A 19,509-nucleotide genomic window follows, 5' to 3' on the forward strand; every position below is an offset into this window, starting at 1 on the left:
CCACGTGCCTCCCTCCTTTTCCGATTTCGCCTTCGAGGCGCGCATTGCGGCGCAGTCGCTGGTGGACAGCCTGGGGGGCCTGGCGCGGCCGACGCTGCGGCTCGGCGTCACCGGGCTGTCGCGCTCGGGCAAGACCGTGTTCATCACAGCCCTGGTGCATGCGCTGCTGCGCGGGGCGCGGCTGCCGGTTTTCCGGGCCTACGCCCAGGGGCGCATCCGCAAGGTCACCCTGGAGCACCAGCCCGACGACGCGGTGCCGCGCTTCGCCTATGAGGACCATCTGGCGGCCCTGTCGGGCGCGGACCGGCGCTGGCCAGAATCCACCAGCCGTATCGCCGAGCTGCGGCTCGTCATCGAATACGAGAGCGCCGCGGGCTGGGTGTCCGGGCCGCGCACGCTGACGCTCGACATCGTGGATTACCCGGGCGAGTGGCTGCTCGACCTGTCGTTGCTCTCCAAGACTTACGCCGAGTGGTCCGCCGAGGCGGTGGCGGCGTGCCGCCATCCGGCGCGGCGGGAGGGCTCTCAAGCGTTCATCGAGGCGCTGGGGGCCCTCGACCCGGGCCAGCCCGCGGACGAAACGACGGCGCGAAAACTCTCCGACCTGTTCAAGGGGGCGCTGGCGGCGGCGCGGATCGAGCCGCTGTCCTTCTCGGCCCTGCCGCCCGGGCGCTTTCTGATGCCGGGCGACCTCGCCGGATCCCCGGCGCTCACCTTCGCGCCGCTGGACCTTCCGGGAGGCAAGGAGCCGCCGGCGGGCTCGCTCGCCGCCGTGATGGCGCGACGCTACGAGGCCTATCGCTCGCACGTGGTGCGGCCGTTCTTCCGTGACCATTTCGCCCGGCTGGACCGGCAGATCGTGCTGGTGGACGCCATGGCGGCGCTGAACGCCGGGCCGGCTGCGGTGGCCGACCTGGAGAAGGCGCTTGACGACGTGCTGCTGTCGTTCCGGACGGGGCGCAACACCATCCTGTCGAGCCTGGTCAGCCCGCGGATCGACCGCGTCCTGTTCGCGGCCACCAAGGCGGACCATCTGCACCACACCAGCCATGACCGCCTGGAGGCTGTGCTGGCTCTGCTGGTGGACCGCGCCAAGCGGCGCGCCGAGGGGCTCGGCGCCAGGGTCGACGTGGCCGCCATCGCGAGCATCCGCGCGACGCGCGAGGCGCAGGTGCGGCAGGGCCGGGAGGAGTTGGCCGCCATCGTGGGCACGCCGCTCGCCGGCGAGGTGATCGGCGGCGAGCGCTTTGACGGGGAAACGGAAGCGGCGGTGTTCCCGGGCGAGCTGCCGGAGGATCCCGCGAAGGCGCTCGCCCGGGCCGGGGAGGCCGACTATGGCCTGCGCTTCGTGCGGTTCCGGCCGCCGGCGGCGGCCACGGGGGCGGACGGACGGGCCGGCGTGCTGCCGCATATCCGGCTGGACCGGGCCCTCGAATTCCTGCTCGGGGATCGCCTCGCATGACCAAGACGCCCCGCGCCTTCCGGCTCGACGACCCCAATGTGCGGCTCGGCCCGGCCCCCGCCGGCGAGGAGCCGCCGCCCACGGCGGTGGCGATCCGCGACACGGATGACGAGGCCGTATTCGAGGAAGCTGTGGTCGAGGAGGCCATCGAGGAGCATGAGGCCGAGCTCGGCCTCGGCCGGCGGGTGTTCGGCTGGGGCGGTCTCTTCGCCAGCGCGGCTGGAGGCCTGCTGACGCTCTGGATCGGCGTCGCTGTGGAGCGGTTCGTGGCCGGCCTCCTGGCGGACAACCCGACCCTGGGCGCCCTGGCGCTCGGCCTGGCCGTCCTGGCCGGCGTGGCGCTGCTCGCGCTGGTGCTGCGGGAGGTCCGTTCCATCTGGCGCGGGCGCTCCATCGGGAAGCTGAAGATGCGGGCTGAGGCGGCGCTCGCCTCGGACGACGCCCGCGAGGGCAGGGCGGTGATCGCCGCTCTCAAGGCGCTCTACGCTGCGCGGCCGGAGACGGCGCGTGGCCGGGCGCGGATCGAGGAGACCGCGACCGACATCATCGATGGCGCCGACCTGATCCGGGTGGCGGAGCGCGAACTTCTCGGCGCGCTCGACACGGAGGCGCGTGCGGCCGTGGCCGCGGCGGCGCGGCGGGTGTCGATCGTCACCGCCGTGTCGCCAAAGGCGCTGGTGGACGTGCTGTTCGTCGCCGCCCAGGCGCTGCGGCTGGTGCGCCGGGTGTCGGAGATCTACGGCGGCCGGCCGGGGTTCCTGGGCTCCATCCGGCTGGTGAGGGCCGTGGCGGGTCACCTGGCGGTGACAGGAGGCATAGCCATGGGCGACAGCCTCGTCCAGCAGGTGCTGGGGCACGGCATCGCGGCCCGGCTCTCGGCCAAGCTGGGGGAGGGCGTCCTCAACGGGTTGCTGACGGCGCGCGTGGGCCTGTCGGCCATCGCCGTGTGTCGGCCGCTGCCCTTCGCGGACCGGCCTGCCCCGACCATCCGGGACGTGGCCGGCTTCCTGTTGGAGCGCGCCCCGGCAAAAGCTGCCGATTAGCGGAGTCGGCCACGCGCCGGTTCTGCCCGGTTGAAAGCGGCCCTATCCCGTAAGTTCTTGATTTGATTATTGCCATGTTTTGGCATGGCGGTTGCGATGCTGGTTGCACGACAGAAGGTCGCGTCAACCAGAAGGTTCGCAGTATGAGTCTCTTCGGCGCCATGACCAGTTCGGTCACCGGATTGCGCGCGCAGTCCTACGCCCTGGAAAACATCTCCGACAACATCGCGAACTCGCAGACCACCGGCTACAAGCGGGTGGACACGAGCTTCCAGGACATGGTGCCCGATTTTCCCGTGGCCCAGCAGGTCGGCGGCTCGGTGATGGCGAAGTCGCGGGGAACCACGACGCTCTCGGGCAGCTACTCGACCACCGGAGTCGCCACCAACATGTCGCTTACGGGCGACTCGTTCTTCGTGGTGCGCAATCCGACAGGCAGCGCCGGCGGAACGCCCACCTTCTCCCAGGAAGATCTCTATACCCGACGGGGCGACTTCAGCCTGGACAAGGACGGCTACCTGGTGAACGGCGCCGGCCGCTACCTGCTGGGGACGGCCATTGATCCCGCTACGGGCGCCGCCAGCGGAACGGCGGACGTGATCAAGCTGAGCGCCGGGCTTGTTCCCGCGAAGCCGACCACGACCATCCAGTTCAACGGGAACCTGCCGTCCGTGCCCCGCACGCCCGCGTTCAACGCCACCGTGCCGGGCAGCGACACCTACGCCGCGCCATCCACGGGCGTGACGGCCGCGGAAGAAAACAACTTCCTGAACCACACCGTCGCGGCCGGCAGCGTTCAGATCCATGACGGCGTGGGCACGCCGACGACTGTTCAGCTTCAGTGGGCCAAAACCGGCTCCAACACCTGGAACCTCTACTACACGAACCCGAACTACGACCCGACCTCGACCTCCTCTCTGAAATGGATCGCGGCGGGCCAGGGGACATCCCTGGCCGCGCCTCCGACGACGTTCAAGTTCAGCGCGTCGGGCGCATTGACGTCGCCGACCACGCCGACGGTCGCGCTGACGGACCTGAAGGTGGACGGCGCCACCCTCAACCTCGATGTCAGCAAGGGCCTGACCCAGTACAACGACACCAGCAACGCTGGGAGCGTGAACGTCCGCCTCCTCAAGCAGGACGGCTACGCCGCCGGCACGGTCAGCGATGTCTCTGTCACCTCGGACGGTCAGATCGTGGCGAGTTACACGAACGGCGTCGTCACGCCGCTGGCCAAGGTCGCCTTCGCTCATTTCAACGCGCCGAACGCGCTGAAGCGGGAGGACGGGTCGACGTTCAGCCAGACCATGGAGTCGGGCCTGCCCCTGTCGGGGCTGAACGGCGGCGCTGTCTCGGGCGGCCAACTGGAGGGCTCCAACACGGATATCGCCGAGGAGTTCTCCAAGATGATTGTGACGCAGCAGGCCTATTCGGCGAACACCCGGGTCATCACCACCGCGCAGCAGATGCTGCAGGACACCATCAACATCGTGCGCTGACCATGGCGTGCTCCGTCCATCCTCGCCCGCGCCGCGTTTTTCCAACGGTCAGCGCCTCGGCAATTCTTGCCGGCGCCGCAGCGCGCGTGGGTGTAAATCTGCGCTGCACAACCATTTGTTTAGAAGGCAAGTCCTTGAAAAGACGGGAAAAGGCGCGTGGCACACGCGTTGCGTGTTTGACCCTCGATCGAGCGCTGCGCCGTGGGCGGCGCGCATCCAGAGGGCTGTGCCACATGAGTATCTTCGGGGCGATGACCAACGCGGTGACGGGCCTGCGGGCTCAGTCCTACGCGCTGGAAAACATTTCAGACAATATCGCGAACTCCCAGACCACCGGCTACAAGCGGGTCGACACGAGCTTCCAGGACCTGGTGCCCGACTACCCGCTCACCCAGCAGGTGGGCGGCTCCGTGCTGGCCTTTTCGCGCGGGACCAACACGATCGCGGGGAGCTACACCTCCACTGGCGTCTCCACAAACGTTGCGCTGAACGGCGACGGCTTCTTCGTGGTCCGCGACCGCGCCGACACCCAGGCCGGCCTGCCCGTGTTCTCCCAACGAGACCTCTACACGCGCCGCGGCGACTTCGGCGTCGACAAGAACGGCTTCTTGGTGAACGGCGCCGGGCGCTACCTCGTGGGGACCAATCTCGACCCGGTCACCGGCAACCCGACCGGCAGCCCGGGCGTGATGCGCATCACCTCCGACCTGGTCAGCGCGAAGGCCTCAACCACTGTCGAATACCGGGCCAACATCCCGAGTACGCCACAGACGCCCAGCTACGACCCTAAAACGCCGGGCAGCGAGCTCTACGCGGTTCCGGCCACTGGCGTTACATCCGCGGAGGAAAGCAACTTCACCAATCACACGATCAGCGGCGGCACGGTGACCGTCTACGACGGCCAGGGCACGCCCACGACGGTGGAGCTGCGCTGGGCCAAGACTGCGAGCACGCCGACAGACACCTGGAACGTTTACTACGCCAACCCCGCCTATGATGGCACGAGCACCTCGCTCAAGTGGATCGCGGCGGGGCAGGGGACGAACCTCTCCAACGCCAAGACCAACTTCACCTTCGACTCTTCCGGCAAGCTGACCGCCCCCGTCGGAACCACGACCCTCACCGGACTTCCGATCGACGGCACGGATCTGACGCTGGACGTCAGCTCCGGGGTGACCCAGTTCGCGGACGTTTCCGGCCAGGTGAAGACCACTTCCATCCGGCAGGACGGCTACCCGGCGGGCAAGCTCAACGACGTGTCGATCGCGGACGACGGCCGCGTGGTGGCGAGCTACTCGAACGGCCAGACCGTCGCGCTGGCGCAGCTGTCGGTGGCCCGCTTCAACGCGCCGAACTCGCTCAAACGCAGGGACGGCTCCACCTTCGAGGAGACGCTCGAATCCGGGCAGCCGCTCTACGGCCTGAACGGCGCGACCATCATGGGCGCCCAGCTCGAGGCCTCCAACACCGACATCGCCGACGAATTCTCCAAGATGATCGTGACCCAGCAGGCCTACTCGGCCAACACGCGCGTGGTCACCACCGCGCAGCAGATGCTGCAGGACGCGATCAACATCATCCGGTGACGCCGGATGACCCACGGGTGACGCCATGAGCCTCTATTCCGCCCTCGGCAACTCCCTCAGCGGCCTGCGCGCCACGCAGGCCCAGATGGAGGTCATCTCGGGCAACGTCTCCAACGCCGGCACGGCGGGTTATTCCCGCCGGTCCGCCGTGTCCGTGGAGACGGTGAACGGGAGCGGCACGGGCGGAGTCCGGATCGAGGGCATCGTCCGGCTCTTCGACAGCGTCCTCCAGAAGGAGCTTCGCACCGAAACGAGCGGCTCCGGCTATGCGGCCGTGAAGGCCGACTACACGGCCCAGCTCAGCGGCGTTTTCGGAGCCCCCGGCTCCTCCACGGCCCTGACCACCATGATGGGCTCTTTCAGCACGGCCCTGCAGGCGCTGCAGAACGACCCCTCGAACCCCGCCGCCCGCTCGCAGGTTCTTTCGGCGGCGGGCGACCTGGCCAAGCGCATCAACAAGGCCTCGGCCGACATCCAGTCCGTGCGCTCCAACGCGGAAAGCGCGCTGGCGGCGGATGTCGCGCAGGTGAACACGCTGCTCAAGGGCATCGCGGCGGCCGACCAGCGGGTGATCGCCACGCAGGGCTCGGACCCGGCGCTTCTGGATCAGCGCGACCAGCAGATCAATGAGCTGGCGAAGCTGGTGGACGTGAAGGTCACGGAGGGGCCCAACGGCTCGATCTCCCTGTCCACCACGGGCGGCATGCGGCTCTACGATACCGGCAGCCCGGCGCAGTTCTCGTTCGACCAGCGCCCGATCAGCGCTACGTCGCTCTACGACACCGATCCCACGAAGCGCGGGGTCGGCACGATCACGATGACCGACGCCTCCGGGCGCAGCATCGACGTGATCGGGGCGGGCATGATCCGCTCCGGCGAGATCGCCGGGCTCATCGAGATGCGCGACAAGGCGACGGTGGACGCGCAGTCGCAGCTTGACAACCTCGCGGCTTCGCTGGCCACGGCGATGTCGAACCGGACGCAAGCGGGAACCGCGGGCGGCGCTTCCGGCTACGACATCGATACCTCTGGCATCCAGCCTGGCAACATCATCACCGTCAACGCGACGGTCGGGGGAACGCCGCGGACCATCTCGATCGTCGCACTCACGTCGGGCTCGCTGCCGGCCAATGCGACGCCCGATCCGAATGACGTGGAGATCGGAGCGTCCTTCGCCAGCGGCGCTTCGGGCGCGGTCTCGTCCATCCAGTCGCAGCTCGACGCGGCCTTCGGCGTCGGCAAGTTCAGCGTCAGCAGCACGGGATCGACGCTGCGCATCGAGGACGCCGGTTCGGCCGCCGTCAGGGTCACCGGCGCGAGCGCCTCCATCACGGCCACGGCCGCCCAGGGCGCGCCGGCGGACCCTGCCTTGCCGCTGTTCAAGGACTCCGCCCCCGGGCTCCTGTACACGGGCTCGCTGGACGCCGGCGTGTCGCAGAAGCGCGGCTTCGCGGCACGCATCAGCCTCAACCCGGCGATCACGGCGAAGGACCTCGTGGCCATGTCGTCCACGACCCCGGCCGGCGACCAGACGCGACCCACGGCCTTGCTGAACGCGCTGGGGGCGGCCACGACCTTCGCCCCCGTCGGCGGGATCGGGGCCTCGAGCGCCCCCTACTCGGGAAGCGTGGCCGATTACCTCAACCGCATCGTGGACGTGCAGGGCTCGAACGCCGAATCGGCCCAGCGGCTCAACGAGGGCCAGCAGGTGGTGCAGTCGTCCATCGAGAGCCGCTACGCCGACGCGAGCGGGGTCAGCGTGGACCAGGAGCTCGCCAACCTGGTGCAGATCCAGAACGCCTATTCGGCGAACGCCCGCATCATGAGCGCCGTCAAGGAGATGATGGATCTCCTGATGCGGATGTGACGAAGGACCCGACCCATGACCATTACGTCCACGTCCCTCGGCGCCTATTCGCTCGACGTGACCCGCACGCGCCAGAACGCCGCGCGCCTGACGGACATGAAGAGCCAGCTGACCGACCTCCAGCGGCAGCTCTCGACGGGCAAACTTGCAGACAGCTACGCCGCGATGGGCGCGGGGCGCGGGACGAGCCTCAGCGTGCGGCAGACGCTCACGACCCTCGACGGGTATTCGGCGGCCGTGACGGACGCGACCAACCGGGCCGCCGTGCTGGACAAGACTCTGACCCGCATGCAGGCGATCAGCACGACCACGGCGAACGGGCTCGCGCTGTCGTCGTTTTCGCCCAACGCCAACGGCCTGACGACCGAGCAGGTGAGCGCCAAGGCGAGCCTGACGGAGATGATCAGCCTGCTGAACCAGGACTACGCCGGGCGCTCCTTGTTCGCCGGGCGCAGCGCGGACCAGCCCGCCGTGACCGTCGACGCGAATGCGATGATCAGCGGCGTCCAGTCGGCGATCGCGACGCGGCGGGCCAATGACGCGGGGGCGCCTGGGAACATCGGCAACCTTACCATCAGCAGCACGGCCGCGGGCCAGGTCAGCATCTCGCCAACGGCGGCGACCCCGGCCTATGGCTTCGGCATGAACCCGGCGCAGAGCTTCGACTTCGGGGCGGCCCCCCCGACCGACGGGCAGAGCTTCCAGGTCAACCTGCTGATGCCGGACGGCGCGGCCAGGACGGTCACGCTGGTGGCGCGGACCTCCGTGCCGGCCCCCAACGCGCCGGCCGGGGAGATCTCCTTCGCCATCGGAGGAAGCGGCGGGGCGACGGCGACCAACTTCGTGAACGCCCTCACGCCCGCCGTGCAGGCGGTGACCGCCTCCAGCGAATTCTGGGCGTCCTCTGCGGTGGCGGGGGCGAAGGACTACTTCGCCAACCTGTCCAACTGGTATGGCGGCTCCGCGAGTTCGGATCCGCGGGCCGGCGCCTCCTCCTATGTGGACGATGGCCAGACGGTGGGGCTGGGGATGGAGGCGTCGGAGCCCGCCTTCCAGAACATGCTCGCGCAGCTTGGGGTGCTGGCGGCCCAGACCTTCCCGACAGCCACCGCGACGGACCAGGCCAACTACGCGGCGCTGACCCAGCGGGTGCAGGGACAGCTGAACGCCCCGGTCGTCCCGGCGACGCCCGCTCCGGGCGCGTACACCATCAAGCAGGCCCAGACGGACGTGGGTCTCGCGTCCGCCACGCTCAAGAACGCGCAGCAGTGGCACACGGACACGAAGGCCCAGCTGGAGAACGCCCTGTCCGGGGTCGAGGACGCCACGCCGGAGGCTGTGGCGGCGCAGCTCCTGTCGCTTCAGACGCAGCTTCAGGCGAGCTACCAGACCACGTCGATGCTCTCGAAGATGTCGCTGGTGAACTACCTGTAGGGGCGTCTTCGCCCCCGTCTTGAACGCAAAAAGCGCGGCCTTCGAGCCGCGCTTTTTTCTTTTTGTTTGAGAGCGGGACCGGCTCAGGCCGCCTGGGGGCGGGCGCGCAGGCCGGCGGCGATCTCGCGGTTGATGTTCACGAGCGGGGCGATTTTGTCCGGCGCCGGCGCGATCTGGATGTCCAGGCTGCGGTTGAAGACGAAGAAGGCCAGGCGGCCGAAATTCTGCTTGATGGCCACCGGAAGCGGGTTGGAGTCCTCCGTCGCCGAGGTGGCCAGGATGGTCCAGAGCTTGCGGTTGTAGGTGATCGCCGCGTCGACGTCGTCCTGCTTGCCGGCCCAGTCGTCGATCAGCGCCTGCAGGCGGGCGGCGGCTTTCAGGAGAAGGCTGGCTTCGAGGTCGCGAGGGGGGAGGGCGGCCTTCTCGGTCCTGGCGTAGGCGCTAGCCCCGTAGTGCATTGGAAATCAACTCCGCCTCGTAGTCCGCGAGCTTCTTCGCGGCCTTCAAGGCTTTGTAGAGATCCCCGCTTAAGATGAGGTTATTGATGTCCGCTACCAAAGGTAGAGCGCTCGGCGCCGCGGCCAGGAAGTCGCGGACCAGCTCGAAATAGGTCTCGTGGTAGCGAGCCGTGTCCTGGTCCAGGTACATGAGCTGCACGGACAGGTAGATCTTCTTCGCAGGGCTGTCGGCCGTTTCCGCGGTGAGGATGTCCTTCTCGCGCAGGATCGGGGCGTGGCCCTCGATGAAGAAGCGGATCCGCGCGTCGGCGTTGCGGAGCACCACGTTGCCGATGATGATCCGCTCGTTCGGCTTGAGTTCGACCTTGAGAGCCATTTCCGCCCCTTCTGGACCTTGACCTGAGGATGGGTTCGCGGCGCGCCCCGGCGTCAGCCGAAGAGGCGCAGCACGCCCTGGTCCGCCTGGTTGGAGAGGGACAGCGCCGTCTGGGACAGCTGCTGGCGCGTCTGCAGGGCCAGCAGGTTGGCGGCCTCGGCGTTCTGGTCGGCGTTGACCAGGTTGTCCGCGCCAGTCTGGAGGGTCGTCACCATGTTCTTGGTGAAGTCCTGGCGGGTCTGCACCACCGAAAGGTTGGAGCCGAAAGTGGACGCCATGGAGCGCAGGGACGCCAGGGCGTTCGTCAGCGCGTCGGACGCCGCGTCGAGCGAAGCGTCGTCCTGGAAATTGGTCGTGGAGGCGCCCGCTCCGCTGGAAGCCTGTTGGATCCCCAGGTTCGCGGCGGTGACCGTCTGGCCGACGACGTCCAGCTTGTTGCGGTTTGAGCCGGTCTTCTCGTTGAAGACCACGGAGAGGGTGTTGCCGTCGAGGAGGTTGGTGCCGTTGTAGCCCGCGTCCTTGGCCAACTGATCGATCTGGGTCAGGAGGCTGTTGAACTGGCTGACCAAGCTGGCGCGAACGGTCGAGTTCGCGGTGGAGGTGAGCCCAGCGCCGCCGGCCCCAACCGTAGCCACCGTCAATCCGAGGGAGCCGATCAGATTTGTCGCGCCGGAATTGGTCTGCGCGTTTGCGAGCGCGCTGTTGTAGGCGGTCGCCATCTGCGCGGGGGTGCTGCCGGCAGGCGTGGCGGTGCCGATGCCGATCGTCAGGGTGCTGCTGCCCGTGCCAGTGACGGTCAGCTTCCCGTTCTCGTCAACGCTGGCCGTGGCGATGCCGGACTTGTTGATCTCGTCCACGACGTCGCGGACGGTCGAGGTCGCGCTCAGGTTGCTTGTGGTGTAGGTCGTGCTGCCGGCTGTGATCGTCAACACGTTGACGTTGCCGGCCGTAAGCCCCATGCCGAGGTCGCCGGCCGTGTTGTTTCCGGACGAATAGTCAGTCGTGGTGGGCGTCGTCGTGGCGCCGAGCGTCTTGTTGAGGGCCACGTCCTTCTTGGTCATGGCGCCGACCTTGTCGGCCAGCGCGACCAGGGAGGTTCCGGTCGCCGAAGGATGGCTGGTGAGCGCGTCGGCCTGAGCCTGCTTGATGGTCGACTGGGCCTGCTGCACCAGCTTGGTGATGGCGTCGATGCCCTTCGAGGCGGCCTGGATCGTCTGGATGCCATTGGAAATGCCGTCCAGCAGCCCTGTCAGCTGGTTGGCGCGGTCGTTCAGGCCCAGGTTCGCGAAATAGTTCACGGCGTTATCGACAGCGGAGTTCACCTTCCGGCCTGTCGCAAGCCGCTGCTGAACCGTCGTCGATTGCGCGGCGACATCTTGCAGCGACAAAAGGTTGTTCCGAACTCCCTGCGACAGGACGATGTTGGCCATGGGCGTCGATCCGTTTCATTCTGGACGGAGCGGGTTGCAGCCCGCCGATCGACGCAATCATTGATTGTTAACCCTAACCAAAGGTTAACCACGGAATCATTTTTCAACCGAGACGGGCATTTGCATGAAGCGGCTCCCCCGAAATGCGAAAGGCGGGGGCGCGGCCCCCGCCTTCCGGATGTCTCCGGGACGTCCTCGGGATCAGAAAAGGCGCAGAATGCCCTGGTCCGCCTGATTCGAGAGGGACAGCGCGGTCTGGGACAGCTGCTGGCGGGTCTGCAGGCTGAGAAGGGTGGCCGCCTCCTCGTTGCCGTCGGCGTTGACCAGGTTGTCCGCGCCGGTGGTCAGCGTCTGCACCATGGACTTGGTGAAGTCCTGGCGGGCCTGAACCACGGCGAGGTTCGCGCCCAGGCTCGACGACATGGATCGCAGCGCGCTCAGCGCGTTTGTCAGGGTGTCGGCCGCCGTGTTCAGGGCCGTGTCGTCCTGGATGTTGAACTGCCCGGCGCCGGCGCTGTTGGCCGCCTGGAGGATGCCCAGGTTGGCGGCGTTCACCTTGCCCTGCTGGACATCGAGCTTGGACTGGTTCGTGCCGGTCTTCTCGTTGAAGACGATGGACAGCTTGTCCCCGTTCAGCAGATTCGTGCCAGCGAAGGAGGAGTCCTTCGCAACCTGGTCGATCTGCTGCGTGAGGCTGTTGAACTGCGAGATCAGGCTGGCGCGGACGGCGGAGTTGGCGGTCGATGCCGCCGTGATGCCGGCGCCCGGGGTGGCGGTGTCGCCCATCGCGGCGGTCAAGCCGATGAGGGTGTTCTTGTTGGTCGCGCTGCTGGCGTTTGTCACGGCCGCCGAGGCGCTCGCGCCGTCGCCGACGCCGACATAGACCTTATTTGAGCCGTTGCCCGTGATCGAGAGCTTGCCGTTTTCGTCGATCGCGGCCGTCGCGAGGCCGGACTTGTTGATCTCGTTCACCAGGTCGCGGACCGTTGCGCCGGTGGCGAAGGACACCTGATACGTCGAGCCGTTCGAGCTGATGCTCAGTGCGGCGTTGGTGGAGAGGCCAAGCACGCCGTCCGTGGTGGCCGTCGCAGCGGCCGCCGTGCCGACAAGCACAGTGTCGAGCGCCACGTCCTTGGCCGTCTTGTTGCCGACGGCGCCGCCGCCGATGGCGACCGTGCCGAGTGTATAGGGGCGGTTCGACGCAGCCTCGTTCTGGGCCTGCTTGATGGTGGACTGCAGCGACTTCACCAGGGTCGTGATGGAGTCGATGCCCTTGGACGCGGCGTTGATGGTCTGCACGCCGTTGGACATGCCGTCGAGCAACGCGGAGAGCTGGCTGGAACGGTCGTTCAGCGCGCTCGCCGAGAAAAAGTTCACGGCATTGTCGGTGGCGGTGTTCACCTTCTTGCCCGTCGCGAGGCGGTTCTGCGCCACCTGCGACTGATGGGCGACGGTAGACAAGGAGGCGAGGGCGTTCCGAACGCCGGAGGAAATGGCTACGGCCATGAGTGTCACCTTTCTGGTTGAAACCGGCTTTCTGCCGGCCCGGTTGTTCCGCCGGGTGATGACACGCTAAGGCTGCAATTATGAACCGCTGCTTACATTATTGATTGAAATCATTTATTTGACTATCGGGGGTTGTGTAACTGCCGTTTATGGTGAATCGCGGGTTAATGACGTCCTTTGAAGACGAGCGCCGTCATCCCCGGCCAAAGCCGCGCAGCGGCGGAAGGGAAGGGGATCCAGGGGCAGCGCGAGGTCCTCTCTGGACTGGGCGCGCGCCGGCCTGGATCCCCTTCCCGGCGCTTCGCGCCGCCGGGGATGACGGCCCGACCCGGTGCGGGAACTCCCTGGTCCAAACGCAAAGAGGCGGGGCCGGGGCCCCGCCTCTTCGGCGTGTGGAGATCCGTTCTGGACCAGAACAGGCGGGGCGCCCTCGCCAGCTTCGTCGATTCGTTCGCGCAGCCAGGCAGAAAGGGCCGTCATCCCCGGCCGGAGCCGCGCAGCGGCGGAGGCTAGGGGATCCAAGGGCAGCGCGAGGTCCCCTCTGGAATTGGCGCGCGCCGGCCTGGATCCCCTTCCCGCGCTTCGCGCCGCCGGGGATGCCGGCCCGATCCAAAGCGTGACCTCCCTGGCCCAAACGCAAAAAGGCGGGGCCGGGGCCCCGCCTCTTCGGCATGTGGAAGATCCGTTCTGGATCAGAACAGGCGCAGGACGCCCTGGTCGGCCTGGTTCGACAGCGACAGAGCCGTCTGGGACAGCTGCTGGCGGGTCTGCAGGGCGAGCAGGGTGGCGGCCTCCTGGTTCTGGTCGGCGTTGACCAGGTTGTCGGCCCCCGTGTTCAGGGTGTCGATCATGGACTTGGTGAAGTCCTGACGCGCCTGCACCACGGCGAGGTTGGAGCCCAGCGTCGACGAGAACGAGCGCAGGGACGAGAGGGCGTTGGTGAGGGAATCCGCGGCGCCCGACAGCTCGGAGTCGCTCTGGAAGTTCACCTGGCCTGCGCCAGTCGCGCCCGCCGCCTTGCTCAGCCCGAGGCCCGACGAGTCGATGGTCTGGCCCTGCACCGAAAGCTTGCTCTGGGAGGAGCCGGTCTTCTCGTTGAAGACGACCGACATCTTGTCGCCGGCGAGCAGGTTCGTGCCGTTGAACCCGGCATCCTTGGCGAGCTGGTCGATCTGATCGCGCAGGTCGTTGTACTGCTTGATCAGGTTGGTGCGCACGGCCGACGACGTCGGGGACGCACCGGTGGTGGCGTCCGCGGCGATGAGGCCGACTGCTGTATTCTGACCGCCGGCGACAGCGTCCGTATGGGCGAGAGCCGCAGTCGTGCCGGCGCCGAGGCCGACCGTGACCTTGTCGCCGGAGCTCGCCGTCACCACCAGCTTGCCGGTGTCGTCGACGCTAGCCGAGGCGATGCCCGAGCTGTTGATGGAGTCAACGAGGTCGCTCAGTGTGGACGTGGCGCTCAGGCTCGTGTCCGTGTAGGTCTGATTGCCCACCGTGACGTTGAGTTCGAGGCTGGTCTTCGTCGGATCGATGCCGAGGTTACCCGCATACGACGAGGTGGCGGTGTTCGCGGTCGCGGTCGTGTTGTCGTCCAGCAGGTTTTTGGCGAGGGCCGTGGCCTTGATGGACTGGCCGGTCGCGGTCGCTTCCGCCGACGTGGCCAGCGCAGTGGCGCCGGTGATCGCCGGCTTGGTCAGCGACTCCGCCTGAGCCTGCTTGATCGTGGACTGGGCCGACTGGACCAGCTTGGTGATCGAATCGAGGCCCTTGGAGGCGGCGTTGATGGTCTGCACCGCGTTGGACATGCCGTCGAGCAGGCCCGAGAGCTGGCTCGAGCGGTCGTTCAGGCCGGCGGCGGTGAAGAAGTTGACGGCGTTGTCGACCGCCGAGTTCACCTTCTTGCCAGTGGCCAGTCGGGACTGCGACGTCTGCATCGCGGACTGGACGGTCTGAAGGGCGGAGAGGGCGTTGCGGACGCCCGTCGAGATGGCTACGGCCATGGAATGTCACCTTTCTGGTCAGATCCGGCGTTCTGCCGGGTCGCTCTACTCGCGACAGGTGACAACCTAAGATTGCAGATCTTTCCGAGTGCTTACTCGTGATGGTTGTGTTCCGGGGTTGTGGCGGTTGTGGAGCGGAGGGCGCTCGGCTTGGTGAATAAAGGGTGAAAGGAACGGGCGCGGGCCGTGCGGGCGCCCCTTGCGCCTCACGAGATCAGGCGGCGCCGGGCCGGGTCCGCAGGCCCGCGGCGATGTTGCGGTTGATGTCGACGAGAGGCTGAACGCCCTCCGGCGTCGGCTTCACCAGCAGGTCCAGCGACCGGTTGAAGACGAACAGGGCCAGGCGAGCGATGTTGGCCTTGACCTCCTGGGGGAGGGGGTTCGTGGGCTCCGTGGCCTCCGCAGCCAGGATGCTCCACAATTTGCGGTTCCTGGCCAACGCCTCGTCAAGCGACTTAGGATCCGTTTCGAGGGACATGGCGGCCCGCTGGAGATCGGCCGCGCATTGAATCAAGACGGCGGCTTCGAGATCGCGGCCCGACAGGCCAGCCTTGGCCGCCTGGCCATAGGCCTGGACCGGCTTCGCATAACTCATGCGAGACAGGCTCCTTTCTGGAGACGTTGCGGCCGCTTCTGCGGTCGATCAGCGGCGCTGGATCAGCGCAGGAACTGGAGCAGGCTTTGTTCGGCCGCCTTGGTGATCGACAGGTTGTTGCTGGCGAAGGATTGCAGCGTCTGCTGGGAGGCCAGCGCGGCGGCCTCTGCGGTCATGTCCGCCGCCGTGATGAGATCGGAGCCCGCGTTGAGGGCCGACACCATGTCCTTGTTGAAGCCAAGCCGCGTGTTCAGCATGGCGGACTGGCTGCCGAGCGATTGCTGCTGGTTGCCGACCGACTGGATCGCGGACTTGATCTTGCCGATCGCGGCCGAAAGCTCGGCGTCCGTGGCGAAGTCCCCGGCGACGTCGGCGGATGTCTTGGCCACGTCGTCCCAATCGAAACCAAGGGTCGGCAAGTCGAGCTTCTGGGCCAGGGCGACGCTCTCGGCCGAGGTGCTCTGCTCGTTGAGATCGACCTTCATCACCCCGCCGGTCAGCAGGTTCGGGAAGCCAGGGTAGGCGCCGTCCCTGGCGAGCTTGTCGATCTGGTTGAGCATGGTGCGGAACGAGACCGCCGCGGCCTTGCGCTGGGCGAGCGAGGCGTCGTTGGTCGTCGCCGGCTTGGGCTGATAGGTCACGGCCTGGCCTGCTGTCCCGTAGGTCATGCTCGAGCCGGGGCCAAAGATCTGCGAGAGGTCCGCGGTGACGCCAGCGCCCGCGCCGCCGGCGTCCGTGATCTGCTGGATGCTCAGGGACGACGTCGGGTCGGTGAGTTGCACGTTCAGCTTGTTGCCGGCCGTAACCTTCAGGTCGATGCTGGCCAGGCCCAGCACGTTCTGGAGGCCGGCCTTGAGGTCGGCGACCGTGTTGAACTGGTAGAAGGAGGGCGTGGGCGGCGTGCCCGTGGCCAGGCCCGAACCGTTCGGGGAGGCGGGGGTGGTCGCCGCCTGAAAATAGCCGGTCCGGGTCGTGCCGTCTGCGGCCGTGATGGTGAAGGTGATCTGGTCGCCGTTCTGGAAGCGCAGGCCGTCCGTCGCCGTGGCGGTGACAAGCGATGCGGCGGTTCCGCCCGCATACACGGCGACGCCGGTTGGGCTGGCGGCGGAAGCCGGGGCGCCGGGGCTGGCGGACAGGGCGTCCGTCATGAGCGACAGCTGCGCGTTCAGGTTCTTGGTCATCACCGACATCGCCTTGTCGGCGGTCGAGATGTTGCTCATGGCGAGCGAGAGGTTCTGGTTGACGTTTTCCAGCCGGGTCGCCCGGTCGCCGAGCCCCTGGGCGCGGTAGTAGGCGGCCGGGTCATCCGCCGCGGAGGACACCTTCTTGCCGGTCGAGACGCGCTGCTGGGTCGCGCCCATCTCGTCGGTGACCTTGAGCAGATTGGCCAAGTTGGTCCGCATCTGGGACGAGATGATCGCCGACATGAATTCAGCTCCGTGAAACGTTCACGGAAAATGGAATAATATGGATAATATTTGGTTAAACGGAAAATGATACTTTAAGTGGCCGCAGTATAGTTCCGCAAGCCTGGGTTGTTTTCAAGGAAAGCAAAACGGCGGGCCAGCGCCCGCCGTTTCGCCTTCTCGGAAATGCTTGAAATCAGCGGAGCAGCTGGATGAGGCCGGACTCGGCTTGCTTAGTGCTCGCCATGTTGTTGGTCGCGAACGACTGGCGCGTCTGCAGCGCGGCCAGGTTGGCGGCCTCCGCGGTGGCGTCCGCCGCGGTGAGCAGGTCGGCGCCGCCGTTCAGGTTGGCGACCAGCGCCTTGTTGAACTCGGTGCGGTTGTTGAGCATCGAGCTCTGGTTGGCGAGCGACTTCTGCAGGCGGGTGACGGCCTGGATGGCGGTGGTCATTTTCCCAATCGCCGCGTCCATGACGCCGTCGTTGTTGAAGTTCGCGCCGATGTCCGTGGAGGTCGTGCCGTTCCAGTTGAAGCCCAGGGACGCCGGGTCGAGCTTCTGCGACAGGACGATCTTCTGCTTGGTGGAGCCGTCGGGCGACAAGTTGACGATGTTGCCGTTGGTGTTGTCAGTGAGAAGGTTGGTCAGGCCGGGAACGAAGGCGTCCTTCACCAGCGCGTCGAGCTGGTTGAGCATGGTGATATATCCGTCTGCCAACGAACGGCGTGTATCCAGAGCATCCTGATTCGCCGTGGCGGGGGTAGGGGCATACATATTGCTGTTGCCGGTGCCCAGGACCGAAGTCGTCATCGGCGCGCCGAAAATGGACGTCAGATCGGCGAACACGTTGTTCGCCGCTGCGCCGGCGTTGCCGGTCTGCTCGATCTTCAGGGTCTTGGTGGGATCGACGAGCTGGAGCTTGAAGCCGCCGCCCGCAGCCATGCCGTTCGTGGTGATCGTGGCCGTGCCGAAGGCGGCCTTCAACTGGTCGCGCAGATCCTGAACGGTGTTGAACTGGAACGCATTGGCGGCCGACGAGCCGTCCGTGGTCGTGTTGACCGGCGCTGCCGAGACGGCCTTGAAGTAGCGGGTCTGGGCCACGCCGCTGCTGTCGGTGATCGTGAAGGAGAGGACGTCCTGGTCCTGGAACTTGTTCGCGTTCGAGATATTCGCCGCCGTGTCGACCATGGAGTCGGTCAGGCTTGCCCAGATGACCTTGCCCGTGACGTTGACGGCGGCCGCATTAGCGCCGACGGGGACCGAGCGGGCGTCCTTCATGGCTGACAGCTGGGCGTTCATGTTCTTCAACATGGTGCTCATCGCGCTGTCGGCGGTCTTCACGTTCGACATCGTGAGCGCGATGTTCTGGTTCACCAGATCGAGCGCGGAGGCGCGGCTGGTCAAGTTCTGCGCCTTGAAATAGGTGGCCGGGTCGTCCAGCGCCGTGTTGACCTTGCGGCCCGTGTTCAGGCGGGTCTGGGCGGTGGTGATATCATCGTTCAGCGAGGTGACGGCGAGCAGGCTCGCGCGCATCTGGCCGGAAATCGGGGTCGGCATCACAAGTACTCCTACCAAGGCGAGCAGGCTGCTCGACCAACTTGAAAGCAAGCCTGGCAGGATCTTGGGTCCTGAACTCACAACATCCAGTAAACTCTTGATAATTGCGCAATTGCGATTTGCAACTCTAAGTTCAGGCGTCCCCGGGGCGAAGGGCGGGATGTGATCCCGCCCGTCCCGGCGCCGCGCGCTGGGTCAGCGCATCAGCTGCAGCAGGCTCTGCTCCGACTGCCTGGTGATGCTGAGCCCATTCAGGACGAAGCTCTGGCGGGTCTGGGCGGCCCCGACCTTGGCGGCTTCCTCGTTGACGTCGGCGGCGGTCAGCGTGTCCGCCCCGTCCTTCAGAACCGAGAGCATGCTCTTGTTGAAGTCGGCGCGCGCGCTCACCACGGAGTTCTGGTAGCTGAGGGACATCGAGGCCGTGTTCACCGCGTCCAGGGCCGCCGTCATCTTGGTTATCGCTGCGTTGAGCTCGACGTCTGTGGCGAAATTCCCTGACGCGTCGGTCGACTTTCCGGTCGCGTCGAAGCCGAAGCCCAGCGACTTGGCGTCCATGGCGCTGGAGAGCTTGATGTCCTGCGTGCTGGACCCGTCCTCGTTCAGCTTGAACGTGATCGCGGCGCCCTTGAGGATGTTGCCCTGGCCGAGCACGTTGGCGTCGTTGACGTAGCTGTTGACCTGGCTGAGCACCGTGCGGAACGCGTCGGCGGCCGCCTTGCGCTGCGCCGTCGAGCCCGTCAGGGCGTTCTTCATCGAGTCCAGCTGGACATCCATCACCTTCTTCATGCTGGACAGGGCTTCCACGCCCGCCGAGATCGACTTCAGGCCGAGCGCCATCTGGCTGTTGGTCTTGTCCAGGCTCGCAGCCCGATCCGTCATAGACTGGGCCTGGAAGTAGACGGCGGCGCCGTCGGCGGCAGAGTTCACCTTCTTGCCGGTCGCGAGACGGCTCTGCGACACGGTCAGGTCCGTATTGACCGTGGCGAGCGCGACGAGCGAGGAGCGCATGGTGTCGGATATCGAGATCGTCATCGGTGCAGTTCCCTTCTGGAGATGAAACAATCGTTCTTGATTGCTGGATCTGTTCTTGACAGGTTAGGTGCTAACAAACGTCAAATCGAAAGGGTTTACGGCCGTTATTGCTAACGAGATCTCATGATGAACGAGCGTATACTTTCACGATTCGGAAACCGCGTTCCGGTCTGCTTTACAGAGCGGTAAGATTGACGGGGCCTGAATCGAAAAGGCCGCCCTGCGGCGGCCCTTTCAGAATTCCCATGCTGGCTCAA

15 protein-coding genes are annotated in these 19,509 nt (G+C 66.6%); 6 read left to right on the forward strand and 9 right to left on the reverse strand.

Annotated elements, in window-relative coordinates; all coding sequences use genetic code 11:
• The first annotated feature begins 4 nt into the window (after positions 1–4).
• The 6 genes from SLNSH_RS10385 (at position 5) to SLNSH_RS10410 (ending at position 8,891) form a co-directional block, all read left to right on the forward strand.
• Complete coding sequence (locus SLNSH_RS10385; protein WP_106336739.1) at positions 5–1,462, forward strand: YcjX family GTP-binding protein; 1,458 nt, start codon at positions 5–7, stop codon at positions 1,460–1,462.
• Positions 1,459–2,505 carry a YcjF family protein gene (locus SLNSH_RS10390; RefSeq protein WP_106336741.1) on the forward strand — a complete coding sequence of 349 codons (1,047 nt, stop codon included), beginning with the start codon at positions 1,459–1,461 and terminating at the stop codon, positions 2,503–2,505. The genes SLNSH_RS10385 and SLNSH_RS10390 overlap by 4 nt, the downstream gene beginning before the upstream one ends.
• Positions 2,506–2,648: 143 nt before the next feature.
• Entirely contained in the window at positions 2,649–4,004 is a 1,356-nt protein-coding gene (locus SLNSH_RS10395) for a flagellar hook protein FlgE (protein ID WP_106336743.1), read from the forward strand.
• A 233-nt stretch (positions 4,005–4,237) separates the two neighbouring features.
• The gene (locus tag SLNSH_RS10400) at positions 4,238–5,590 is read left to right on the forward strand and encodes a flagellar hook protein FlgE (RefSeq protein ID WP_106336745.1); all 1,353 of its coding nucleotides are present in this window, start codon (positions 4,238–4,240) and stop codon (positions 5,588–5,590) included.
• A gap of 25 nt (positions 5,591–5,615) precedes the next feature.
• On the forward strand, positions 5,616–7,457 hold the full coding sequence (gene flgK / locus SLNSH_RS10405) for a flagellar hook-associated protein FlgK (RefSeq protein ID WP_106336747.1): 1,842 nt from the start codon (positions 5,616–5,618) through the stop codon (positions 7,455–7,457).
• 15 nt (positions 7,458–7,472) lie between these two features.
• Positions 7,473–8,891 (forward strand): flagellin N-terminal helical domain-containing protein, encoded by a 1,419-nt coding sequence (locus tag SLNSH_RS10410; RefSeq protein WP_106336749.1) that lies wholly within the window; start codon positions 7,473–7,475, stop codon positions 8,889–8,891.
• A gap of 83 nt (positions 8,892–8,974) precedes the next feature.
• Here the strand turns inward: SLNSH_RS10410 and flaF (SLNSH_RS10415) are convergent, their stop codons facing one another.
• From flaF (SLNSH_RS10415) to SLNSH_RS10455, 9 genes are all read right to left on the reverse strand, one after another.
• Positions 8,975–9,349: a flagellar biosynthesis regulator FlaF gene (flaF, locus tag SLNSH_RS10415; protein WP_106336750.1), complete on the reverse strand. Its 375-nt coding sequence runs from the start codon at positions 9,347–9,349 to the stop codon at positions 8,975–8,977.
• Positions 9,333–9,725, reverse strand: a complete 393-nt coding sequence (gene flbT / locus SLNSH_RS10420; RefSeq protein WP_106336752.1) for a flagellar biosynthesis repressor FlbT — start codon at positions 9,723–9,725, stop codon at positions 9,333–9,335. Before flbT ends, flaF (SLNSH_RS10415) begins: the two co-directional genes overlap by 17 nt.
• Positions 9,726–9,778: 53 nt before the next feature.
• Complete coding sequence (locus SLNSH_RS10425; RefSeq protein WP_106336754.1) at positions 9,779–11,155, reverse strand: flagellin N-terminal helical domain-containing protein; 1,377 nt, start codon at positions 11,153–11,155, stop codon at positions 9,779–9,781.
• Between the two features lie 201 nt (positions 11,156–11,356).
• Entirely contained in the window at positions 11,357–12,661 is a 1,305-nt protein-coding gene (locus SLNSH_RS10430) for a flagellin N-terminal helical domain-containing protein (RefSeq protein WP_106336756.1), read from the reverse strand.
• Between the two features lie 692 nt (positions 12,662–13,353).
• Complete coding sequence (locus SLNSH_RS10435; protein ID WP_106336758.1) at positions 13,354–14,664, reverse strand: flagellin N-terminal helical domain-containing protein; 1,311 nt, start codon at positions 14,662–14,664, stop codon at positions 13,354–13,356.
• A 214-nt stretch (positions 14,665–14,878) separates the two neighbouring features.
• Entirely contained in the window at positions 14,879–15,259 is a 381-nt protein-coding gene (gene flaF / locus SLNSH_RS10440) for a flagellar biosynthesis regulator FlaF (protein ID WP_106336760.1), read from the reverse strand.
• Positions 15,260–15,321: 62 nt separating this feature from the next.
• Entirely contained in the window at positions 15,322–16,686 is a 1,365-nt protein-coding gene (locus SLNSH_RS10445; protein ID WP_106336762.1) for a flagellin N-terminal helical domain-containing protein, read from the reverse strand.
• A 175-nt stretch (positions 16,687–16,861) separates the two neighbouring features.
• Positions 16,862–18,220 carry a flagellin N-terminal helical domain-containing protein gene (locus SLNSH_RS10450; RefSeq protein WP_106336764.1) on the reverse strand — a complete coding sequence of 453 codons (1,359 nt, stop codon included), beginning with the start codon at positions 18,218–18,220 and terminating at the stop codon, positions 16,862–16,864.
• A gap of 195 nt (positions 18,221–18,415) precedes the next feature.
• On the reverse strand, positions 18,416–19,252 hold the full coding sequence (locus SLNSH_RS10455) for a flagellin N-terminal helical domain-containing protein (protein WP_106336766.1): 837 nt from the start codon (positions 19,250–19,252) through the stop codon (positions 18,416–18,418).
• Between the last annotated feature and the right edge of the window lie 257 nt (positions 19,253–19,509).

The sequence above is a fragment of the Alsobacter soli genome (assembly GCF_003004785.1).
GTDB classification, from domain to species: Bacteria; Pseudomonadota; Alphaproteobacteria; order Rhizobiales; family Beijerinckiaceae; genus Alsobacter; species Alsobacter soli.